Raw genomic sequence first — 22,849 nt, forward strand, 5'->3', positions numbered from 1 at the left:
ATCCCCAAAAAATAAGACCATGACATTGATGAGATTTCCATTAAAATGACGTCATTGGAGACCTCAAGATGAAAAAACGTTATACAGAAGAGCAAATTATAAGGGCCATCAAATCCCATGAAGCAGGGACTAAAGTTGATGACATATGCCGAGATTACAAGATTTCCTCAGGTACTTTTTACAATTGGCGAAGTAAATATGCCGGCCTCGAAGTAAATGAAGCAAAGAGACTTCGTGATCTTGAGTCCGAGAATAATAAGCTTAAAAGGCTTCTAGCTGATAAGCTTCTCGAAATTGAAGCGATGAAGGATGTATTGTCAAAAAAGTGGTGAAGCCAGCAGAAAGAAAGCCAATAGCCAAACACCTTATATCGGAGTTTAAAATCAGTGAGCGTGTGGCCTGTAAGCTGGCAGGATTGAGCCGAACGATGTTTCGATATCAACCTAAATCGCGACCAGATAATGAAGTCAGAGCGCGTCTTAAAACATTAGCAACGCAATATCCTGCCTATGGCTATTTGCTTCTTCATGGTTTACTCAAAGCAGAGGGCTTGGTTACGAATAAAAAGCATACCTATCGACTGTACAAGGAGGAAGGGCTTCAGGTGCGAACAAGGAAGCGGAAAAAGCTTACACGACCACGCCTGCCAATCGAATTACCCACTGCCCCCAACCAACGCTGGTCGATGGATTTTGTCTCTGATCAGCTGAGTAATGGTAGACGCTTTCGCGTATTAAATGTTGTGGACGATTATTCCCGAGAGATGGTAGGTCAATTAGTTTCTATCTCAATTAATGGTAGGCAAGTCGCGCGATTTTTAAATCAATTAATAGAGGAGCGTAGCAAACCAGTTAAGGTTATTTGTGACAATGGCACAGAGTTTACCAGCAAGGCAATGTTTTTCTGGAGCCAAGAAACCATGGTGCAGCTTGGATTTATCCAACCAGGAAAACCTACTCAAAATGCTTTTGTGGAAAGCTTGAATGGAAAATTCAGAAATGAATGTTTAAACCTGCACTGGTTTAGAACACTTGATGAAGCAAAATATGAGATTGCTCTATGGCGAGAGCATTATAACAATGTTCGCCCTCATAGTTCTCTCAACTACATGCCACCTGTTGTGTATGCAAAGCGAGTGGCATAAGATAACGAATCTCATCAGGGAAGTGGTACTAATTTAGGGGAAAGGTCACAGATAGTATTGACATGCAAAATGTTACATTAAAATTTAATGTTCTTGGTTATCATCTAAATGAAAATGATATAAGTCAACTTTTAGATTTAGATAATCAGTCATATTGCAATGAAAGAAAGTGGATATGTGCTTTTTTTGAATTAGATTCATCAGAACTTTATAGGGCTTTGCTTGAGAGATATGTAGAAGCCTGCGATATAATGACAAATATAAGTGCTGGAACCACTCAAGAAAATATCCATACAAAATTAATTAGTACATTAAGTTCGGCAAAGAAAACTTTTTCGTTTGGGGAATACCTTGCGTGTATTGAGCTTTGTGCACTGCATGGAGAAATGTTAGCAAATTATCTATGCATTACTAGCAGTGATGAATTAATAAATAATATTGGTAACATGGAATCAAAGGATCAGATAAAAATTAGAAGTAGAGGAGATACAAAATTAATTAACATTGCAAACAACTTAGACCAAAGTTTACGAATTCGATGGCTTCAACATGCAAAAATAATCTCAGACACTGAAAGAAAAAATTTAATTGACGTCCATAGGTTAAGAACTAATTATTTTCATCGCTGGTCAACAAAAATTCATAATCAAAAAAAAGATGCTTTAAAAGCTCTCGAACAAATTTCAAATGTAAGTGCTAACTTTTTAGAGTTATTGGGCTCAGGTAGCAATGTAAATGAGCATAATTTCAAAAGAGTCAAACAATACATGGAAATTGTTAAATATCCTAATCAAACAATAACAATTCCTCTCTCTCAGAATAAAATTTATAAACTTTTAATCAGTTTTTTAACACATGTCAAAAAATATTTTACTAATGTCGATAAACACTAATTAACTATTTTATAAATCATTCTTGCTTAATCTTACACAACCTCTAAATAACTTAGCGTCACTGGCAAATTGTACTGACTCAGTACAATAAGAAAAAACAAATCGGTTATCTGTCTCCCTTAAACCTTCAGAGCATAGAATACTGTGATTATTAGAAGATTTATAATGGTAAAAAGAAAATTCTGTTTGTTTACTCACATGGTAAAGTGGACTTCCAAACGCGGAACTATTATCGGCAGTAAATTCCGACTGATAAGCCAACAACACATTTTTTAGCATTTCCAGTTCACTATAAGCGCTGTTGCTTTGATTTGTTTTAAATGTATTAATCTTGGCGAAGGGGCACTGTAAGGGATAATAAACGCTATCAGACTGGCCATTTAATGTTGACGGCACCATTACGGTCGCTGTGTATTCTAAGTCATAACATTCATTATAAACTTTCTGAATCGTTTTAACGGGGAAGTACTGCTCATCAATTGCCGGCTTCACACCAATACCTGAGCCCATGCAAATATTAAAAATGTATTTTGCTGTATCCATGATGAATGGCGTAGGTCTGAAACGATTAATACTTTTGGCACTGAGGAATAAATCGTTACAGGAAGCATCATAAGTATTTTGCGTCAGCTTTTTCCTTAACGACTCCGAGAAATATAGTTTCAGCTTAAGCCATTTATCATTATGTTTGACTTCATTGATAAACTGCTCAGAAAAATAAAGAATCTCACTATGCCAATTATCGTTAGTATTTTTATCCTTTAATATCTCTTTGAATACCTGGTAATGTTCATAAGGAGATTTGGGAGCCGATACAGCAACATTAAAATATTTCTGGACTCTAGCATGTTTTCTTTTACAACCGATATTCGGCAATAAAAAGGATGAAAGCGCACCAGAAGAAACAGACAGCACATTGTTATCTACAGTCTGATCTTCATCAAAAATAACCTGCATATTAAAAATTGCACCAGGTCCCTGGACACAGTCTGGAAAGATGCGCTCATCTTCTCCAAAATAATGCCACTCACAAAATTTATCCAGTATCAATCCCAAAGGCAGACTATTTTTACCATAGCCAAGATGATTGAATAACTCATTATCGGTGTGTTTGCTGTCAATCTTTTCCATTTGGCCACTACTGGTTGGCAGATAGGCATGATTTTTAATACCGAAATGTTCACCAAATTTATAACGAGCTACAAAGAATGGTATTTTTTTACCAGGTTTAATTTCTTCAATGACTCGATATATCGATTCATTGACTGGTTTTACCTTATGTTTGATTTCATCCCATGAAACTTTAGTAATATTGTTCATTCCTAAACACCATATAGCAATTAAATATCAATTATCCTTTCTTAAAAAGAAGGATAATTGAAGAAAGGGATTAAGTTTATCCATTTTTAATGGTAGAGTCACTTTCCAAAATAGTTTTAGGGAAAAAATTATGTTGTTACCAGAAAAAATGCCAAAAGGAATTATGTCCCTGTATTTAATACAGGCTTTTTCAACCTTTTCCTATGCAATTCTATATTCCTCATTATCTCTGTTTCTCACTAAACAATTAGGATTGTCTAATACCTTTTCAAACAGCATTGTTGGGTTATTTCTAGCATTTAACTATGTTTTACATTTACTAGGTGGTGTGGTTGGTGGACGATTTCTAAGTAACCGATCCTTATTTTTAATTACCACAGCCATACAAACCATTGGTATTTTACTTTTGGCACTATCAATTAAGTCGCTGCTTTATCTTGGGCTAAGTTTATTTCTTGTTGGATGTGGCTTAAATACTACTGCATACAACAACATACTGACACAGCGCTTTGCACCGGATGATAACCGCAGAGATAAAGCTTTTTTCTTGAGCTATTCCAGCATGAACGTCGGCTTTTGCGCTGGCTACATCATCAGCGGCTTTTTTGATTACTCCAATCAGTATCAAACTCTGCTCTATGCCAGCATAATTCCAAACGTAATCTCGCTTTTCCTTATGTGGAGTTATTGGGCAAACCTGAACGATCGTGATACCTCCCTACTCAAAGTTAAGGGCAAAGCTTCGCTGAATTACAAAAAAAATATTGGTTGGGGAATTATATTATCACTTATCCCATTCACTTTGCTTTGTTTTCATAAAGCACAGCTCAGTAATGGGGTTGTAGTAGGCTTCAGCGTTATTATGTTTTTTGTCATTTTGTATCTTGGCCACCAACAAAAATCGACTTTAGATAAGCAAAAAATTATGACTTTTCTAATCCTAACAGTAACATCAATCCTATTCTGGATGATCTACTTTACAGGCCCAATGGGCGTAACCCTATTCATTAAAAACAATGTCGACAAAAACATGTTCCATTATGAAATGGCAACTCAATGGATTTTGAATATCAATGCCATTGTGATAATTATAGGGGCTCCGTTATTATCAATAGTGATAACAAGACTACAGATAAAAGGATACAATGTATCAGTAACCAAACAATTTATCTGGGCCTTTCTGATACTGGCAGGTTCCTTCTTTTTGTTATCAGGTGGTATTCTCTCTGCCAATATGGATGGATATATTAATGTTTATTGGGTGATACTTCATTTTATCACGCAAGCAATTGCGGAGTTATTGATAGGACCAGTAGGCTATGCCATGATCGGCAGAATTTCCCCACCACAATTACAAGGCGTCCTCATGGGCACCTGGATGATGGTATCAGGCGTATCAGCATCGTTATCACATTATTTTTCTAATGCCATGACCAAAGGTGAATCCACGAATCCATTGCTATCCAATGGCGATTATCTGCATGTGTTTAACCAGTTAGGGATGTGGGCACTATTGGGCGCTGTTTTCCTTCACTTAATCGCCAAAAGAATTAAGACTGTTATTGAGCAGAAAAGTGACTCAGGATTACCGGAGGCTATAACAACCGCATAAAAAAGGTATCAAACGCAAACAATTGATATAAAACAGAGCAGAATTGCATTTTACCTCTGATCTTTTCCATGTAAAAAAACTAATTTTATCGATATCACAGCTATGGTTTACTGTTTCTCGACTGGACTATGCCGTAATAAATGAAAGTGGGGTTGTTACATGGAATGTTTTATCAAGGTTTCAGAACCTGTTATTGATGTTAAGTTTCAATTAAAAAAAGATACTCAGAAATATTTGATTGATTATATTCTTTCCTACAGCGAGTTGGACTGTAAAGAACTAGCCCAAGTACTTGAAGTCAGCCCCTTGGTAGCCAGCCAAGTTTTGGCAGGGAAAGAATTCTTAGGGCCAGAGAAGGCTCATAACTTATTCCATTATTTTCTTATGATAATTTGCCACTAATAGATATATTTCTTTAGATTGCTGAAATTCTCTTCTTCTTTATAGATTTTTTAGAATGCTCTATAAGGTTGTTACTTAGTTCAACAACCTTAATTTCTTCAGGAGTTAGAGAATAAATCTTATACACTAAAATATTAATCTGCTTTTCGCAGGTATGGACTTTATCTATTTTGATTGGGTTTTCCAAATAGTCAGGAGCTTTAGTAATTTCCATTATTTTATCAACTAGGGCTATTAAGGATTCTTGGTATTCTGATTTTTCGAACTTAATGGGAAGTCTTTTTAAGTAGGTTGTTTTAACTTGTGCAAAAGTTCTTTTTTCTCCTTCTTGAGCTATGTCTGCATATAGGTAATTAAAAAGACTAGAATTAAGCAAACCCAAGATATATTTTATATCTATTTGGGAATATTTATCCTTTATGGCAATTAAATGAACAGTTCGATCTAGATAATAGCCAGATGTATCCAGAGTTGCAATAATTTTGTTGGCAGTTTGACGATAAATAATCTTTGGGTTTGTTTCTAATAAACTCTTAGTAAATCTAAAAGTGTCTTTTTCAGGATTTAAGTATGATTCAAAGTTATGCTTAAGGAAATTTGTTGTTTCTTTTATATAATAACGAAAAATATTCCTGCCTTTTAAAAAAGGAATGTCCCGCTTATCTTTTAAATTCCCAGAATAGAATACACGATTACCTATTGAATCTCCCCCACGTTGTTTACCCCTACCTTTGGTCCAATAATTGAAGCCTACGTCTTTGATATGTAGAATCTCTTTTGCCTGACGCACGTTTTTCAGATTCATCAGTTTCAGATATAAACTGTTATCAACCTTAAGATTATTAGTTGATGGTTCTTTTATGGATACCTTATTTTTTAATATTTCACTGAAGGAGTTTATTGGAGTATTTAGACAATACTCATAGGGGAATTCTATTTCTTTTTGCTTCTGACAAGAGATTGTGCAAACAAAAACTGTAGGATCCTCAAAAATGCGCGATTCTTTAAAATCTAATATTTCCTTTATAACCATTTGCTTCGTCAATAACTTCCGGAAATCTTTGAAATAGTCACCATTTAAAAAAGTATTGGATGAAATATAAGTTAATACTCCACCATATGCTAATAAGTTTAATCCACACTCATAGAAAGCGATGGATATGTCATTGTTCCTCTTAAACGTCGGGTAAATCTCCTCTAATTGCTCCTTTAAATGATCATCATAAACTATTTTGTAAGGTGGATTCGCGATTACTATATCAAACCCTTTTTTCTCCTCAAATACTTCAGAGAAGTATGCCTCAAAATCAAATTTCTTAATGCCATTGGTGATTTTATTTATTAACTCCAATATTTCTTCTTGATATTGTTTCTTTATTTTGAATTGATTCTCATTAAAATATTTTAATTTTATGTTCTTAAGTTTTTTTAATAATGAAATTTCCAATTTCTTATCTTTCACGTTTAAAAGCGAGTCTCCGAGTACAACCTTGTAATCAAGATTTGGAAGAGGTTTTACTTGTTTTATATCTACTTCGTCGACTACTAGCGATAACCACAAACGAAGTCTTGCAATTTCTACAGCACCTTGATCAATATCTACTCCAAATAGACAATTTTGAATTGTATTAAATTTTAAATTGTAAGAAGAATGTTCATCATCTATTTTCATCCACCTAGTCAACAGCAATCTCAAGTTAACAATTTCATGCATTATGCCAATTAGAAATTCCCCAGATCCTACTGCTGGATCGCAAATGCTTATGTTTTTCAATATTTCATCGATGAGCATGGCATTGTTCTGGATAGCTTTAGAAGAAATATGTAACTTAATTAGTTGTTCAATTTCTCGTTTAGGAATGGAATGTTTGAAAATTGCCCCCAGATAAAGAGATAAACTCTCTTGGCACATATATTGTACAACTTCTCGAGGTGTGTAATATGCACATTTAGATTTCCTGTCTTTAATTTCCAAGAGCTTTTCAAATACTTTGCCAAGCATTTCCGGATCTACGCCTACTTCATGTTCGAGAGGTTCGTCTTCCTTAACGGTGAAATTATAAAGGTCAAAGATATCAAGTATCCCAGTGCCAATATTATTTTTCTTATCCGGTAATTTATTTGAAAAAAGCTCATCTGGTATTAATAACTTTATGTTCTGCCATCTGTAGTTATTAATAGGGTCAAATAAACCGCTGTTTAAAAAGGGTATCCGACAATCAAATAATCTATAATAATCACTGTGGCGTTTTAATCGCAATGCTTCATATAGCATGGGCTCCAAAATATCATTAAAGAAATTTTGATTTTCTCTCTTTCTATCAAACAGATCTCTCAGAAAACTCTTGGAGCCTGTACCCCAATTTTCATTAACTTTAACACCTAACCAACCTTTCTTTTGCAAGAAATATAGAAAGACAATTTGTCCCAATAACTTCCTAGCAAAAAGGTGAGTTTCAACATTTTTTTTCTCAAATTCTTTTCTAACTTCCTCATCCTTATCTTTAATTTTATCGATTTCTTCTTTGAGAGTTAAAAATAAATTTAAGTATTTATCATAGAATTCATTTGTGACCTTTTCTTTACTAAAAATCTCTGAAATTGTATTCAAAGTCGGACAAATATCATTTTCTAAAACTGGCACAAATTGTTCTTGAGCTGTATGACATTTTTCATTTTCTCCAACTAGAAACGTATTGCTATTAGCTGTTCCAAGTTCAATTCTATTCCCATGATTTAAGCTATATTCAATTGATACTAAAGAAAGCCGCCAGTCCTCATTACTAGGAGAAACATAAGCAACCAAAGCAGCGTCTCTATCAGAGTTGTGAAGTAATTTAGCTATAGTGTTACGTAAACCTACTCTTACTCGTTCTAAAGAACTTGTTTTGTGTAAATTTGCAACCATAATATCTATGTGTCTATTGTTAACATCTGTATAGGATGCGAGTAATTCTATTTTGCTTATATATTCAGAATCACTGATAATAGATTCATTGACTATATTAAATTTCTTGAAGATATTTTTTGTAAATTCAAAATATCGCGCTTCATCAAAACGATTGTGAAGGGTATTTTCTACTATTTTTATAGCTGCTTTCTTCTTCATGGATGCAACTCCTTAAAATAGGCAGATAAAATAACTTCCATATACGCCGATGTTTTATCAGTTCGCTCAGAAAAATGGCTTGCTAATAGTTCTTTTGGAATGTGTTCCCTAAGTACACACAAAATACCTAAGAGGTTTTGTTCGACTTTTCCAATATGCTTTTTCAAAGCCTCTAGCACTTGTTTTATGGTGTGTTTCGGTAATGCTCCTGCTTTAATTTGATTTTGGATTAGATGGATATAACCAACTTGCTCTGCTGTTAATTGACTGGTATCCCTAAAAATTGCTTTAATATATTTCAACAATTGGCTACTGCTGTCTCTGGATTTACTTGGCATAGTTTGAAAAATTTTTTCAGCGGTAATCTCTTTAAATGCTTTTTTATTACAATGTAGTTTGTCAAAATAATCATCAGGAAATTGGGTGCGTTCTTCTTGCACATTTGATTCAAGTAATTTAGCAGCTTCGATAAAATCAAGCTCTTTTGTTTTATTGTTGGTAGTTAAGAAAAATTTTTCAATTTTGTTTTTTCTGAAAAAAGTAAGCAGACCATTTATAGTTTGAGTTTCTTTGGCAGTCCTTGCCTTTTTAGGTAGTCCTTTAATTAATTCAAATAGTTCCGGATTATTTTTTTGAACCTCTCGAATAGTCTGAAAATATTTAAGCTCACTGTCTGAATCATCTTCTTCTTGAAGTATATTTTTATATGTTAGTTGGCTAAATAATTCATGTGATTCAAGTACTTCTGTTTCAGTTAATAAATGAGCATCGTCACCCAATAAAGTTATAAATGATTGAATTTTAGCTTCAGCAGCTTCTTGTAATTTAATTTTTTCATTTGACTGTTTAGTTGGAAAAAAATTAAAGCTATATATTTTTTTAAATGGGGTATCAACCCGATTGATACGACCAACGCGCTGTCTCAGACGAGTAGGATTCCAAGGAATATCATAATTAATGACTGTATTGGATGCGTGTAAATTTACGCCTTCAGCCAGTATTTCTGTTGTGACGAGAATTCTATAATCATTTTTTGGGGCCCTCGCACGAGCATCAAAATTGTCAACTACTAACTGTCTAGAAACTGGTTTTGTACTGCTTGTGAATAAAAGTATTTTATTGGGAAAAACAATATTTAATTGATGATCCAAATACTCCGCTGTTTCTTTTGATTCTGTGAATACAATAATCTTATGTTGTTTTAAGATGGGATGGGTGGATAGTAGATGTACAAAATAATCAATTTTTGGATCACGTTCAACCTTACCCCATAATTTTCTAATTTCGTACAATATCTGAAGATCAGTTTCCAGATCTTCTTTTAAATTATCTGAAAAGTCCTCACTAGAATAATGCTTGGCTTTATCTTCTTCAATTAAGCGTTGGATAGATTCGTCGTCATCATTTTCCAATAGTTCAAAAATTTTTGAGGCATATTTCTTACTAAGATATACATGTCCAGCTTCAAACTCCCGTAAGAAAAGTTCATAATTGTTGATAAAACGGCCAATTGTCTTTTTAAAAGCATGAAAACTACTTTCTAATCTTTTTATCAGCAATATTTTCATGAACTTGCTTAAGTTTTCTTGCGTCTGGATTTCCTCTTGTGCTTTTCTTTTTTTGAAATAACGCATGAATTTATAGCGAGCGTATTTAAATTCTTGGGTCACTAGCTCTAAGCTTTTATCAAAAATATGGCTTTCTATTTCGTTTAGCTGATAATAAATAGGCTCTGGTGGAATAACTTCTGGGAACTCAAGCCCCTGTGTTTTAAGATCATCTGAAAAATATTTTTCAATTTCTTTTCTAGTTCTTCTAATCATGATGTGTTTTAAAACAGATTCACGAATCTTATTTGCATTATCTTTGATGGTTTGCAGGTATTCTTCTCTATCTTTTTGTCTATCCAGTTTATTTATTTTCTGTTCAAGATCTCGAAAAAATACTTCCAAATTTCGAACATTAGGAATGTTGCTGTCTTTCCCATTCTGAAATAATTTAATCTGACTAAGTAGATCTGTAGGAGTGTTATTCAGTGGAGTTGCAGATACTAGTATTACTCGTTTGTTACGACAAATACGAGCTAATTTATCATAAGATATTGTAGTTTCAGTTCGAAACCGGTGGGATTCATCAACAATAACATTCTTATATCCTTCTGTACCTTGATTTAAAAGTATGTCTAGTTTGCCTAATGACTCGTAATGAACAGAGATATTAAAATCCGAAAAAACATCAGGCCATGATCCAGCATTTTCTTTAGTAAGCAGTACAGGAGGAGCAATTACTAATGTTCTTCCATCAAGTTGACTAGCTAACATTGCAGCCATATATGTCTTGCCAAGACCAACCACGTCGGATAAAAAAACACCACCGTACTCATCTAGAATTTTTTTTGCATTAAGCACAGCTTGAGATTGATATTCTAGTTTCTTAAAATTATCTGGGAGATAATCAAGATTAATTCCCTCATCGACATTTAACTCGTTTTTAAAATATTCATATAAAAATTTGAGATAAAGTTGATAAGGAGTAATTTGGTCATTAAGCCATGTTTTGGTTTGGATGGTTTCTGTATAAATTTCTTCTAATGGAACTGCATCTTCCCATAGCTTTTCAAATTGAGTTTTTGCAAATTGGTAGTCAAAATTATTTTTGAGTTCGACATTAAACTCCAGGTTATCCACTAACCCTGAAGCAGTAAAATTACTTGAGCCAGTTATAATTCGGCCTTGATCGCGGTCATCCTCTTTAAATGAAAAAATGTAAAGCTTGGAATGTATATTTCCTCTTGGATAAGCACGTATTTCAAGCTTTTCTGAATTTATCCAATTGATAAATTTATTAATTCCTTTTTCTACATACTCAGTATCTTCAGAAATTTCTAATTCCGAAGCTAATACACTGGAAAACTTCTCTTTCGTTTCTACATCAGATAGAGTTTGATAGTTTTGTTCAGCTACTTTTGTGAGTTCAAAGGTTTTAGGATCGGTATTAATTCCTACTAAAATTCTAATTTTTTCAGTTTGTTCAAGAACAGGATATAATTTAAAAAAACCCGTGGTATAAAAATAACCTACAAGACTGTCAAAAAATTGTGCGTCTTTAATTAACGCTTTGAATCGATGTAAAAGAGTCTTTCCTCCATCATTGACAATGAAAGTTAGATCTGAGTGATATGAGCTATTTCGGCTTTCTTGGTTACCCTGTTTGCTTGTTTTTTTCATAAAACCTAGTCAATCCCTTTTATTTTTAAGTATTGACTAAATTATAAATTTTACAAATTGACTAAAATTTGACTTTTATGCGCTTTACTTCCAAAACCTAAATATATTTCTTTATATTGAAAAATTTGAAGCTAAATTCACTCAAAGCTCAGTAACCTCATGATAATAACAAGTCTACTAAAGACGACTTTAGTGAGATTTGCTCCAAAAAATCTATCTAAAAGCTATCATCGAATGGAGTTGCAGCTGAATTCAAAGATCATTAAATTTAATTTTAATATTTATAAGTTGTAGAGTTGAATTTAAGTAGCCTATTCAAATGGATTATGGAACCAATAATTTTACCTTTTTGCACATTACCTATCTCTATATCAGCCCAATCCTCATTAAGTGCAATTAACTCAAACTGCTGAGCTTCTTTAGAAGCCGATAATTGCTTATACTTGCGAACAATGACTTCCTGCTCTCCTTCAATCAAGGCCACTACAAAATCGCCAGGTTTAGGACTTGTATCAGGATCTACGATAAGGACATCATTAATCCGAAATTCGGGCATCATGCTTTCATCCGTAATCTGTAGCGCAAAAGCATTTTTTCCAATGCTGTCACTAACAACTGTACTAACAGGAACAAATTCAACTTTGGTATCAACATACTCTTTGATTTTTTGGATGCAGGCAACCGGATCAGCTGCTTGCTTGTAATCTAATACAGGAATCAATGCGCCTATACCAGGAGATTTCGTTATCTTTCCTTCGCGATTATCAGTTAAACACATCAAATAAGAGGCTGAAACTTCCAGTGCATCAGCCAGCAATTTAATTTCTGTTGGGCCAGGGGTACGGTCCCCTCTTTCATAATTATTAATACGTGAAACTTTCAATTCACTAGTCAACTCAGCCAATGCTTTTCTCGTCAATCCTTTCGCCTTTCGTTCATTCATGATTCTTTGGCCGATTTTCTCTTTGATGTTCATATCCATTCCACGGTGTTTGGTTAATAAATTAATTCATTTACCCATTGACTGCTACTCGTTATGTGTTATTTTAAGATTTGCTAACTACTCGATTCGAGTAGTTAAACTCATTAAGAGCCATTTTCAGTCTTAAGTTCTCAAAATGGTATCACATGTTTCATTTGTCGCTAAGACTTTAAGTTAAGGAATAACGGATTATTTATGTACTTTACAGTGAATGACAAGGAATTGGATGCGCTCTGTGGCCTTTCGTACATCCAACAAATTACCTACTTAAGAGGGATTCGACCTCACATGGATCGCAATACACTCATAGTAGGAATTAAGCGACGTATTAGTTATCAATCGCTAGCTGAGGTGCTTTATATTGAACCCCATCAAGGGATTAAAGAATCAGGAAGTCCTAGCCGTCAGCAAATTCGCCGAGCTATTAAAGGGCTTGAACGCTCAGGACTTATTGCTATTCAGTCTTTCGATAAACATCTTATTTTAAAATGTCTTTTAGCGGATATCAGTTATTGTGTTCAAAATAAACCCGACACAAACCCGACACAGCAAGCAGACACAAAGCCACACGCAAAGCTCCTTGTAAATACTGTGGTTTCCGAGGGTGCAGAGGTAAAAGACGACATATATAAAATCCCAAAAGCCGACACACCTCTAATAAAAGAAAATAATTATATTTATTTATTACAACGCTTCGACCATTTCTGGCATATGTATCCCGAGAAAAAGTCACGTGAACGTGCCTTTGAAATGTTTAAACAAATCAATCCAGATGAGCCTCTGCTGCAAAGTATTTTGCAAGCTCTTGCTGAACAAATCAAAGCCCGTAGAGAACAAGAAGCGCATGGAGAATGGGTTCCAGCATGGAAATTTCCAGCCAACTGGTTGTCCCAAAAATGCTGGGAAGATGAAGTCAAATTTGAATTAACGCAGGAGAAAAGGAATGAAAAGTGCGGCCCAAATACTAAGAACAGAGCCATTGATCCATTCTGGAATCCAGAAACAGGAGATGCAGCAATCACAGGTGGAGACGATTATTCGCAATCAAATATCATCAACCTGCAATGCTACCGACAGCTCTAAAAAGCGCATTGAGAACTTGTTTACCCGTTTTGCGGTCTTCTACGGGCATTTGTGGCGCAGTCAGTTCAAGAGTGATGGGTTTTTGGATTTTGCCAAGAAGGAGTGGCTGGATGGCTTAAGCCATTTCAGTGATGAGATTTTGAATAAGGTCATTATTGATTGCCGCGATCATTGTGAAATGCCTCCTACCCTGCCGCAAATGATTGGTTTTTGTCGTGATATCAAAAAGCAAAATGCTTTTTATGCCGCACCCGAAAAATATCAACCAGCCAGTAAAGAAGTGGTTGAAGACAATATCAGGCAGTGCAAAGCCTTTTTATTTAAATAACAGAAGGAGAAACGATATGTTGGTTTTAACAAGAAAAGTTGGGGAATCTGTTGTTATCAGTGAGGATGTTTACTGTACTGTAGTGGGTTATCGTGATGGTGAAGTTCGCCTTGGGTTTGATGCCCCTCAATCGATTCCGATTCACCGCGATGAAATTCAAAGACGCATTTATCGAGAACGCCAAAAAGATCAATGGTTCAATGACTCTCCTCCCAATAAGGAAAGTATCGTTGACCGTTTAATTAGCAAATTCAAGCAAGGATTAAAGTCTGCTTAAAAATCATCAGCAACTGAGGTTTATATCGTATGAAGACACAAGAAGAACAAGGGATGACAGTCAAAGACCGCGCCTGTGAAAAACTAAGGCGTGACTTGGGTGGCATGATTGCACAAGCGCTAAGTGATCCTAAAACCGTTGAAATCATGCTCAATGCGGATGGCAAGCTTTGGCAGGAACGGCTTGGTGATACCATGCGTTATATAGGGAATATCACTGAAGCTCGTGCCGAATCCATCATCAAAACTGTTGCTGGTTTTCATGGAAAAGAAGTAACTCGCATGAAACCTTTGCTGGAAGGAGAGCTGCCTCTAGATGGCTCCCGTTTTGCAGGACAACTGCCTCCGGTTGTTTCAAGTCCAACCTTTGCCATCCGCAAAAAAGCTTTATCGGTTTTTACACTCAATGACTATGTTCAATCGGCAATTATGACAGAAGCCCAGCGTGAGGTCATTGAAAAAGCCGTCTCTTCACATAGAAATATTTTAGTCATTGGTGGTACTGGTTCTGGCAAAACCACATTGGTGAACGCCATTATCAATGAAATGGTTATTCATGCGCCTGAAGAACGTATTTTTATCATTGAAGATACAGGAGAAATCCAGTGTGCAGCTAAAAATTGTGTTCAATACCATACAACACTTGATGTCAGTATGACTCAACTTTTAAAAACAACCCTGAGAATGAGGCCCGACCGAATCATTGTTGGTGAGGTTCGCGGTAGTGAAGCGCTTGACTTGCTGGATGCCTGGAACACTGGACATGAAGGAGGAACAGCCACATTGCATGCGAATAACTGTCTTGCAGGTCTTCATCGGTTGAAATCACTCATCACCAGAAACCCGGCTGCACCTTCTGAAATCGAACCTTTAATTGGCGAAGCTGTCCATTGTGTCGTACACATCTCAAGAGCCCCGCAGGGACGACAAATTCAAGAAATCATTAAAGTTCATGGTTATGAAAACGGTCATTACATCATCGAAAAACTTATTTAGGAGAAAATGAATGAATCAAATAACTCTGTTTAATCAGAAAAACTACTGGATAATGGGATTAATCGTTTTACTTTTGTTGTTAATCACCCATCCAGCCGCTGCTTCCTCTGCAGGTGGAGGACTTCCCTTCGACTCATGGCTGACTAAAATTCAAAAATCCATTACAGGCCCTTTCGCCTTTAGCGCTGCCATCATCGGATTGGTTGCAGCAGGTGCGACGCTTATTTTTGGCGGTGAATTAAATGGATTTATGCGATCTCTTGTCTTTTTTGTGTTGGTGCTCTCATTTCTGGTAGCAGCTCAAAATACCATGACGGCAATTACTGGCAAAGGCGCTGAAATTTCTAAACCATCTGTTGGAGTCGTTGCAACGGAGACTCAGCCATGAGTCTTCGTACCATCCCCATACGACGATGCGGAAACCGCGCAAGTCTCTTTATGGGCGGAGACCGTGAGCTAGTCATGTTCTCAGGGCTTTTGTCAGCAATCCTAATCTTTGCAGCTCAAGATGTGCTTGCCGCTTTCGCAGGTTTAATCATGTGGTATCTCACCCTGAAAGGGCTTCGTCTAATGGCCAAATCCGATCCTTATATGAGGGCTATATATTTAAGGCAAAGACACTACAAAGCCTATTATTCCGCCCGTTCAACTCCTTTCAAAATAAATAAAAGAGGTTATCAATGATTGCCTTAATCACCTTTTTAATCAGCACCACAGGACTTTTACTTTTGAGCGTCCTGTTTTGGGAAATTCGTCTGAAAAGCCGTAAATACCATTTAAAAAAGCACCGCCATAATTCAGGAGGTACTGCTGATTTACTCAATTATGCATCAGTGGTCGATGATGGCGTGATTATCGGCAAAAACGGCTCTTTTATGGCAGCCTGGCTTTACCATGGCGAAGACAATGCCAATACCACGGATCAGGCTCGTGAGATGGTCTCGTTTAGAATCAATCAGGCAATGTCTTCTATGGGCAATGGCTGGATGGTTCATGTAGATGCTATAAGACGTGCGGCTCCAGGTTATAGTGAGCGTGCTTATTCTCACTTTCCGGATCCAATTTCCTATGCGATTGATGAGGAAAGAAGGATACTCTTTGAAAGCATGGAAACCCTATATGAAGGGTATTTTGTGATTACCTTGACCTGGTATCCACCGGTGATTGCCCAAAAGCGTTTTGTGGAATTGATGTTTGATGACGAAGAACTGAATTTAAGTCAAAAGGCAAAGACGCATCAACTGATAGAGGAATTCAAGCAAGCCTGCAAAAATTTTGAATCACGACTCAGTTCAGCCCTTAACCTCGAACGTCTGAAAGCCGAACAGCATAGTGATGAATATAACAATACCATACTTCAGGATAATTTCTTAAGGCATCTTCAGTATTGTGTCACAGGACTTAACCATCCGGTCAATCTTCCTAAAAACCCTATTTACCTTGATGCGTTAATTGGTGGTCAGGATTTAACACCGGGGATTACTCCTAAAATTGGCCGGAAATTCATTCAGTGTGTGGCGATTGAAGGTTTTCCAATGGAGTCCTACCCAGGGATTCTAACTGCCTTAACTCAATTGCCAGTTGAATATCGCTGGAGTTCTCGATTTATTTTTATGGATCCACATGAAGCGGTGGCACATTTCACCAAATACCGTAAAAAATGGAAACAAAAAGTCAGAGGTTTTTTCGACCAGGTGTTTAACACCAATTCAGGTGTAATCGATGAAGACGCGCTCAATATGGTGAATGACGCACAATCAGCCATTGCAGAAACCAACTCAGGCATGGTGGGTCAAGGCTACTACACCTCGGTTGTTATTTTAATGAATGAAGACCGTGATTTAGTTGAAAAAGCAGCGCTTCTGATTGAAAAGAACATCAATGCCTTGGGATTTACGGCAAGAACAGAAACCATTAATACCATGGATGCCTTTATGGGCAGTCTTCCAGGGCATGGCGTTGAAAATATAAGACGGCCTTTAGTGAATACCATGAATTTGGCTGACTTATTACCTACTTCCAGCATATGGACAGGCGAAAACAAATCCCCTTGCCCACTGTTTCCACCTTTATCTCCTCCATTGATGCATTGCGTCACTAATGGTAATACGCCCTTTCGCCTAAATCTTCATGTGAGAGACTTAGGCCACGGCATCATGTTTGGCCCCACACGTTCTGGGAAATCCACTCACATGGGCTTAATCGCACTCTCCTGGCGCCGCTACAAGGATGCACGCATTTATTCTTTTGATAAGGGCATGTCCATGTATCCAACGTGTAAGGCCAGTGGAGGAGAACATTACACGATTGCAGATAAAAATTCACATCTTTCATTTGCGCCCTTACAGTTTTTAGCCACTCAAAGCGATAGAGCCTGGGCTATGGAATGGGTAGATACGATTCTTGCCTTAAATGGATTAAATACAACGCCAGCCCAACGCAATGAAATTGGCCATGCCATTATGAGCATGCATCAGAGTGGTTCTAAAACCTTATCTGAATTGGTCATGACCATTCAAGATGAACCCATCCGTGAGACCTTGAAACAGTACACCATCGATGGATTGATGGGGCATTTATTGGATGCCGAAACCGATGGTCTAGGACTGTCCTCATTTATGACCTTTGAAATTGAACATCTTATGGGGCTGGGTGAGAAATTTGCTTTGCCAGTATTGTTGTATCTGTTTCGGCGCATTGAGACATCACTGGATGGCAGGCCAACCCTGATTTTACTGGATGAAGCATGGCTGATGTTAGCGCACCCCGTATTTAAAAACAAAATTGCTGAATGGCTTGATTCCATGGCCAAGAAAAACTGCGTGGTGTTTATGGCAACACAGCATTTATCGCATGCCGCGAATTCTGACATTTTAGACATCATTGTTGAATCAACCGCCACAAAAATCTTTTTACCTAATCTGTATGCACGAGATCCTGAAACACGCCTGATCTATGAACGCATGGGATTAAATCCCCGTCAGATTGACATCATTGCATCAGCTCAACCCAAGCGTGATTACTACTACGTCAGTGAAAAAGGACAGCGTCTGTATCAATTGGCTTTAGGTCCATTGGCGTTAGCATTTGTGGGTGCCACAGATCCTGACTCCATCGAACGAATGAAACAGCTTGAGGCTCAACATGGCGCTGAGTGGGTTTCATATTGGCTTTTAGAAAAAGGAATTACGATGAATCAATTTGGAGAAGCAGCATGAACCAAATAAAACAAAAGTTAAGCCTTAAAAAGAAAAAAAACAACGTAACAGATAATCCTTATCTCAATGCCAAAAGAGCCTGGAATTTTCATACTGCAGGTCTTATGAAATCATTACAGATATGGCAATTGGTAAGTCTAGGTAGTCTTTTAATCACTTTGGCTGCTATTGGCGGGCTCATAACGATTGGAAGTCAGTCCAAATTTATCCCCTTGGTATTTCAGCAGGATGCCAGCGGCAATACACTTTCTGTCACTCGTGCAGACCATGTCGGTGAGGCAAGTATCGATGATTACCGAGCGGCTGCAGCCCATTTCATTGAAAACATCCGAATGGTCAGTGTTGATGTGGCACTGCAGAAAAAGGCTGTATTCCAAGTTTATTCCTATTTGAATCAAAACGATGCGGCACTTACCAAAGTTCAGGAATTTTACAGTGACAAACAACACTTAAATCCCTTTGAACGAGCAGCTCATGAAATCGTCAGCATTGAAATACGCTCAGTCCTGCAAGAGTCTAATGATACCTGGCAGGTTGATTGGGTGGAGACCGTAAGAAACCGTGATGGCACCCTCAAAGAAAAGCCCGCCAAGATGAAAGCAATGGTGACGATGTATCAAGATAATGAGCTCAATGATGTATCTAATGAATCGATTTTAAAAAACCCTCATCTGATTTATGTCCGCGATTTCAATTGGTCTTATGATCTTCAGCATGGAGAAAATGCATGAAAAAAATAATTCTTTCCTTTAGTTTATTACTCCCTTTGACAAGCTTTGCTGTGGATAACACTGAGCTGGCTAACTTCTATTTTTCTAAAAGCATCCCTGTATTATCGAATCAGGAAAAGCAGGCTTTAAGCATTGCAGAAGAATGGCAGAAGGGTGACAAAACCAGCAAGCCATTCCACTCTTCTGATGGCTCGGTAAGTTTTGTTTATGGTTCAGGTCAAATCAGAGTGGTATGTGCACCATTACAGGTTTGCGACATTGCGTTGCAGCCAGCCGAGCAACTTAACGATATGAATGTCGGTGATCCACGTTTTCTCGTAGAGCCGTCTATTACTGGTTCAGGTATGGATCAGCAAATCCACTTGTTAATCAAACCCAAAGATGTTGGGCTAGATACTTCTCTAGTCGTTACTACAGACAGAAGAACCTACCATTTTAGATTGAAGTCGGATCAAAATGATTTTATGCCCTATGTCTCTTTTACTTATCCAGAGGATGCAAAAGCAAAATGGCGTTTGATTCAGCACATGCAAGCACAACAGCGACAAGCCAATACCTTCGCAGAAACCAACGAATATTTAGGCGATCTTAATTTCAATTACAGGATACAAGGAAATTCCCGATTTAAACCGGTTCGAGTTTATAACAATGGTGTGAAAACCATTATTGAAATGCCTGGAAGCATGTCTGAACGCGAAGCCCCTGCACTACTGGTCTTAAGAAATGGTGGTTTGTTTAAAAAACCAGAATCGGTGATGGTCAATTATCGCCTGCAGGGCTGCCGATATATTGTTGATAGTGTGTTCGACAAAGCAATACTGATTATCGGAAGTGGCTCTTCTCAAGAAAAAATTACCATTACGAGGTGCTAAAGATGAGGAAATTAAGTGTTCTATTGTTGGTAATTGTTTTGTCGAGCTGCGCAAGCATGCAGTATGGAAATTTTACGGTCGCCTCTCAGAGCAAAGATATTTATTTGGCGAAGGATGCTACATCACAACTCATACGGATTTATCCTCCAGCTCAAAATACCTTTTATATCAGTCAAAAAATAAATGATGGCTTTGGCATTAATTTGATTCATGAAATGCGAAACAAAGGTTATGGAGTGATTGAAAACATCCAACCAAGACAAAAAGCAAATTTGTTTTATGTGGTAGATGAGGCTCGAAAAGGCTCTTTTTATCGAGTCAGTCTGTATGTCGGCTCGCAAACATTAAGCAGAGTCTATGTCAAAACTAAAGAACAAATCGCTCCAGCCAGCCCATGGTCACACAAGGAGTAACAAAATGAACCAAAACATCGATTTATTATCACCGAATAGTTCACCGCAAAAACTCAAAACAACAGGGGTCAAACGTGTGAATAATCTCCCTTTAGTGATAGCAATTGGCGTGTTGACCCTTTTTGTCGTGTTAATCGTCTTTGTTGCCCATAAGAGAGCCAATGCACAAAACCAAACCCCAGAAGTCATAAAAGTCACGGGACAGAAAAAAAATAACATGAGTCTGGCCAATGAAGTCGTTGGGAATCACAAAACCGGTGTAATGCCTGAGGCACTCATCATCAATCATGAGCCGGTACTTGAGTTACCTGTGGAGCGAAACTTCCTTCAAAAACAAGACATGGATAGTCAAAATGTATCCGATACGGAGCTGGAACGAATTCGTCAGGAAAAAACTCAAGCATTTGAAGAAGCAGTCAAAGCAAAAACATCAATTATGGTTGATAATCCTCGCTTAAATAGCAGAGAACGTATCAATACACACAGAGCCAATTCTGTTGCACCATTCGATGTCGATGGCGGCAGTTCCTTTAAAGAGCAACTGCAACTGCTCGAGGGACGACAAAATGCTAGACCCATGCCGCAAACTTTGGGTGGTGAGGAAAATGAAATGCGCTGGCATTTAAATTCACGACTCGAGAATCCCAACAGTAGATACGAGTTAAGAGCCGGAAGTGTTATTCCTGGAGTGATGGTAAGCGGTATTTCTTCTGAACTGCCTGGGCAAATCATCGGTCAAGTCTCCCAGAACGTTTATGATACGGCGACCGGTAAGTATCTTTTAATCCCCCAAGGTACAAAGATTTTTGGTCTTTATTCCAGTGAGGTGAGCTTTGGTCAGAGTTCGGTGCTGGTAGCCTGGCAACGTCTTACTTTTCCAGATGGAAAAGCTTTGGATATTGGCTCCATGCCAGGAGCTGATAGTGCAGGTTACGCAGGCTTTCGTGATCAAATAAATAATCATTACTTACGAATTTATGGTTCAGCCCTCTTGATGTCCGGTATCGTTGGGGGAATCAGTTACAGTCAAAATAGTAATCAGACCAATCAGTATGGATTTAGCCCCCCTACAGCGGGCAGTGTATTAAGTCAGGCATTAGGACAACAGCTGGGTGAGGTAACTTCGCAACTGGTGGCAAAAAATCTGAATGTAGCACCGACTCTAAACATTCGTCCGGGTTATCGATTTAACATCATTGTCGTCAAAGATTTAACTTTTAGAAAGCCCTACCGGCAGTTCAGATAACAAAAAAGAGGAACTGTGATGAAATTTCGAATCCTGTTTGTTTATTTATGGACATTTAATGCCTGCTCCAATATGCCTGTATTTGATTTACCCAATTACGTACAAAATGGAAAAATGCTACTGAATCAGATTAAAGAGTATAAAACTCAGGTTGATCAATACAACAACCAGATTCAGCAATATCAAAACATGCTGGATAACACCAAATCACTTACATCGTTTCAGTGGGACAATGCCAATGGGGTAATAGATAATCTGCTTGAATCCACCGATACGATTGATTATTACAAACAGGAAGCAGGTAGCCTTCAGAGTTACCTGAATAGGTATCAAAGTCAGGAATATTATCAAAAAACCCCCTGCTTTAATGGCAGTAACCATTGTAGTCCCGAAGAAATCCAGAAAATAAGGCAAAGTAAAATATCTGCTTCTGTTGCTCAAAAACGCGCTAACGATGCCATGCTCAAGGGAATTGATAAACAGCAGCAAAGTTTAAAAGATGATTCGGTAAAACTGCGCACCTTGCAAACTCAAGCTCAAACTGCCCAGGGACAAAAACAAGCGCTTCAGGCTGCCTCGCAACTAGCAAGCGAACAATCCCATCAACTGCTTCAAATAAGAGGACTTTTGTTAGCACAACAAAGCGCACAAACCACAAAAGATGCAGCAGCCGCCAACAAAGAAGCCATACAAACTGCTGGTGATGAGCGTTTTAGATCAGGCAGCTACCATAAAAGTTCAGGTAAAAAATGGTAACTCATTTATAACAAGAGGAAGACAACAATGAAACGATTAGGATTATCCATAGCGCTTTTAGCATTCTTACTTACAGGCTGTGACAGCACTGAAATGAAAGGAAGAAAAAAGGCAGAGCATCTCGCATCATTAACGTGTAACAGTTCCAAAGTGAATCGGACAGCCGATGAGCTGCAGGCAATAGCTGATGCCTGTTTTAAAGGCGGAAGTTACTCCAAAAGTTCAGGGACAAAATGGTAAT

The 22,849-nt window shown here is 37.4% G+C and carries 21 protein-coding genes; 17 read left to right on the forward strand and 4 right to left on the reverse strand.

Going from position 1 to position 22,849, the window contains the following annotated elements:
- Positions 1-68 precede the first annotated feature (68 nt).
- Positions 69-1,144, forward strand: a protein-coding gene (locus Lsan_RS00395; protein WP_133134420.1) for an IS3 family transposase whose coding sequence is annotated in 2 segments (ribosomal slippage) — positions 69-318 and positions 318-1,144 — 1,077 coding nt in all. Because the reading frame shifts where the segments join, the coding sequence is not laid out codon by codon here.
- A 62-nt stretch (positions 1,145-1,206) separates the two neighbouring features.
- Positions 1,207-2,037, forward strand: a complete 831-nt coding sequence (locus tag Lsan_RS00400; protein ID WP_058512569.1) for a hypothetical protein — start codon at positions 1,207-1,209, stop codon at positions 2,035-2,037.
- Positions 2,038-2,046: 9 nt separating this feature from the next.
- Here the strand turns inward: Lsan_RS00400 and Lsan_RS00405 are convergent, their stop codons facing one another.
- Positions 2,047-3,357, reverse strand: coding sequence for a hypothetical protein (locus Lsan_RS00405; protein WP_058512570.1), 1,311 nt, complete (start codon positions 3,355-3,357; stop codon positions 2,047-2,049).
- A gap of 130 nt (positions 3,358-3,487) precedes the next feature.
- Here Lsan_RS00405 and Lsan_RS00410 point away from each other — a divergent pair, with 130 nt between their 5' ends.
- Together Lsan_RS00410 and Lsan_RS00415 are read left to right on the forward strand one after the other, a co-directional pair.
- Positions 3,488-4,969 (forward strand): peptide MFS transporter, encoded by a 1,482-nt coding sequence (locus tag Lsan_RS00410; protein ID WP_058512571.1) that lies wholly within the window; start codon positions 3,488-3,490, stop codon positions 4,967-4,969.
- A 159-nt stretch (positions 4,970-5,128) separates the two neighbouring features.
- Complete coding sequence (locus tag Lsan_RS00415) at positions 5,129-5,371, forward strand: hypothetical protein (RefSeq protein WP_058512572.1); 243 nt, start codon at positions 5,129-5,131, stop codon at positions 5,369-5,371.
- A 13-nt stretch (positions 5,372-5,384) separates the two neighbouring features.
- On the opposite strand, the gene Lsan_RS00420 is transcribed toward Lsan_RS00415, so the two are convergent.
- The 3 genes from Lsan_RS00420 to Lsan_RS00430 form a co-directional block, all read right to left on the reverse strand.
- The gene (locus Lsan_RS00420; RefSeq protein ID WP_058512573.1) at positions 5,385-8,480 is read right to left on the reverse strand and encodes an Eco57I restriction-modification methylase domain-containing protein; all 3,096 of its coding nucleotides are present in this window, start codon (positions 8,478-8,480) and stop codon (positions 5,385-5,387) included.
- On the reverse strand, positions 8,477-11,707 hold the full coding sequence (locus Lsan_RS00425) for a helicase-related protein (protein ID WP_058512574.1): 3,231 nt from the start codon (positions 11,705-11,707) through the stop codon (positions 8,477-8,479). The genes Lsan_RS00420 and Lsan_RS00425 overlap by 4 nt, the downstream gene beginning before the upstream one ends.
- Before the next feature lie 274 nt (positions 11,708-11,981).
- The gene (locus tag Lsan_RS00430; protein ID WP_058512575.1) at positions 11,982-12,683 is read right to left on the reverse strand and encodes a helix-turn-helix domain-containing protein; all 702 of its coding nucleotides are present in this window, start codon (positions 12,681-12,683) and stop codon (positions 11,982-11,984) included.
- Positions 12,684-12,884: 201 nt separating this feature from the next.
- On the opposite strand from Lsan_RS00430, the gene Lsan_RS00435 reads away from it, so the two are divergent.
- From Lsan_RS00435 to Lsan_RS00495, 13 genes are read left to right on the forward strand one after another with little or no spacing between them, the layout of a single operon-like run.
- Positions 12,885-13,772, forward strand: coding sequence for a hypothetical protein (locus tag Lsan_RS00435; RefSeq protein ID WP_058512576.1), 888 nt, complete (start codon positions 12,885-12,887; stop codon positions 13,770-13,772).
- A gap of 16 nt (positions 13,773-13,788) precedes the next feature.
- Complete coding sequence (locus tag Lsan_RS00440; protein WP_058512577.1) at positions 13,789-14,100, forward strand: hypothetical protein; 312 nt, start codon at positions 13,789-13,791, stop codon at positions 14,098-14,100.
- 16 nt (positions 14,101-14,116) lie between these two features.
- Positions 14,117-14,377 carry a carbon storage regulator CsrA gene (gene csrA / locus Lsan_RS00445; RefSeq protein ID WP_058512578.1) on the forward strand — a complete coding sequence of 87 codons (261 nt, stop codon included), beginning with the start codon at positions 14,117-14,119 and terminating at the stop codon, positions 14,375-14,377.
- Between the two features lie 29 nt (positions 14,378-14,406).
- Positions 14,407-15,372, forward strand: a complete 966-nt coding sequence (gene trbB / locus Lsan_RS00450; protein ID WP_058512579.1) for a P-type conjugative transfer ATPase TrbB — start codon at positions 14,407-14,409, stop codon at positions 15,370-15,372.
- A gap of 10 nt (positions 15,373-15,382) precedes the next feature.
- A complete protein-coding gene (locus tag Lsan_RS00455) occupies positions 15,383-15,760 on the forward strand; it encodes a TrbC/VirB2 family protein (protein ID WP_058512580.1) in 378 nt (125 codons plus the stop codon).
- The gene (locus tag Lsan_RS00460) at positions 15,757-16,056 is read left to right on the forward strand and encodes a conjugal transfer protein TrbD (RefSeq protein WP_058512581.1); all 300 of its coding nucleotides are present in this window, start codon (positions 15,757-15,759) and stop codon (positions 16,054-16,056) included. The genes Lsan_RS00455 and Lsan_RS00460 overlap by 4 nt, the downstream gene beginning before the upstream one ends.
- Positions 16,053-18,590, forward strand: coding sequence for a VirB4 family type IV secretion/conjugal transfer ATPase (locus Lsan_RS00465; RefSeq protein WP_058512582.1), 2,538 nt, complete (start codon positions 16,053-16,055; stop codon positions 18,588-18,590). Before Lsan_RS00460 ends, Lsan_RS00465 begins: the two co-directional genes overlap by 4 nt.
- Positions 18,587-19,321, forward strand: coding sequence for a conjugal transfer protein TrbF (locus Lsan_RS00470; RefSeq protein ID WP_058512583.1), 735 nt, complete (start codon positions 18,587-18,589; stop codon positions 19,319-19,321). The genes Lsan_RS00465 and Lsan_RS00470 overlap by 4 nt, the downstream gene beginning before the upstream one ends.
- Positions 19,318-20,193 (forward strand): P-type conjugative transfer protein TrbG, encoded by an 876-nt coding sequence (gene trbG / locus Lsan_RS00475; protein ID WP_058512584.1) that lies wholly within the window; start codon positions 19,318-19,320, stop codon positions 20,191-20,193. The genes Lsan_RS00470 and trbG overlap by 4 nt, the downstream gene beginning before the upstream one ends.
- A gap of 2 nt (positions 20,194-20,195) precedes the next feature.
- On the forward strand, positions 20,196-20,606 hold the full coding sequence (locus tag Lsan_RS00480; RefSeq protein WP_058512585.1) for a conjugal transfer protein TrbH: 411 nt from the start codon (positions 20,196-20,198) through the stop codon (positions 20,604-20,606).
- A gap of 4 nt (positions 20,607-20,610) precedes the next feature.
- Positions 20,611-21,852 (forward strand): TrbI/VirB10 family protein, encoded by a 1,242-nt coding sequence (locus Lsan_RS00485; protein WP_058512586.1) that lies wholly within the window; start codon positions 20,611-20,613, stop codon positions 21,850-21,852.
- Between the two features lie 18 nt (positions 21,853-21,870).
- Entirely contained in the window at positions 21,871-22,608 is a 738-nt protein-coding gene (gene trbJ / locus Lsan_RS00490) for a P-type conjugative transfer protein TrbJ (RefSeq protein ID WP_058512587.1), read from the forward strand.
- 27 nt (positions 22,609-22,635) lie between these two features.
- Positions 22,636-22,848 (forward strand): hypothetical protein, encoded by a 213-nt coding sequence (locus tag Lsan_RS00495; RefSeq protein WP_058512588.1) that lies wholly within the window; start codon positions 22,636-22,638, stop codon positions 22,846-22,848.
- Position 22,849: the final 1 nt, after the last annotated feature.

The organism is Legionella santicrucis (assembly GCF_001468135.1).
GTDB classification, from domain to species: Bacteria; Pseudomonadota; Gammaproteobacteria; order Legionellales; family Legionellaceae; genus Legionella; species Legionella santicrucis.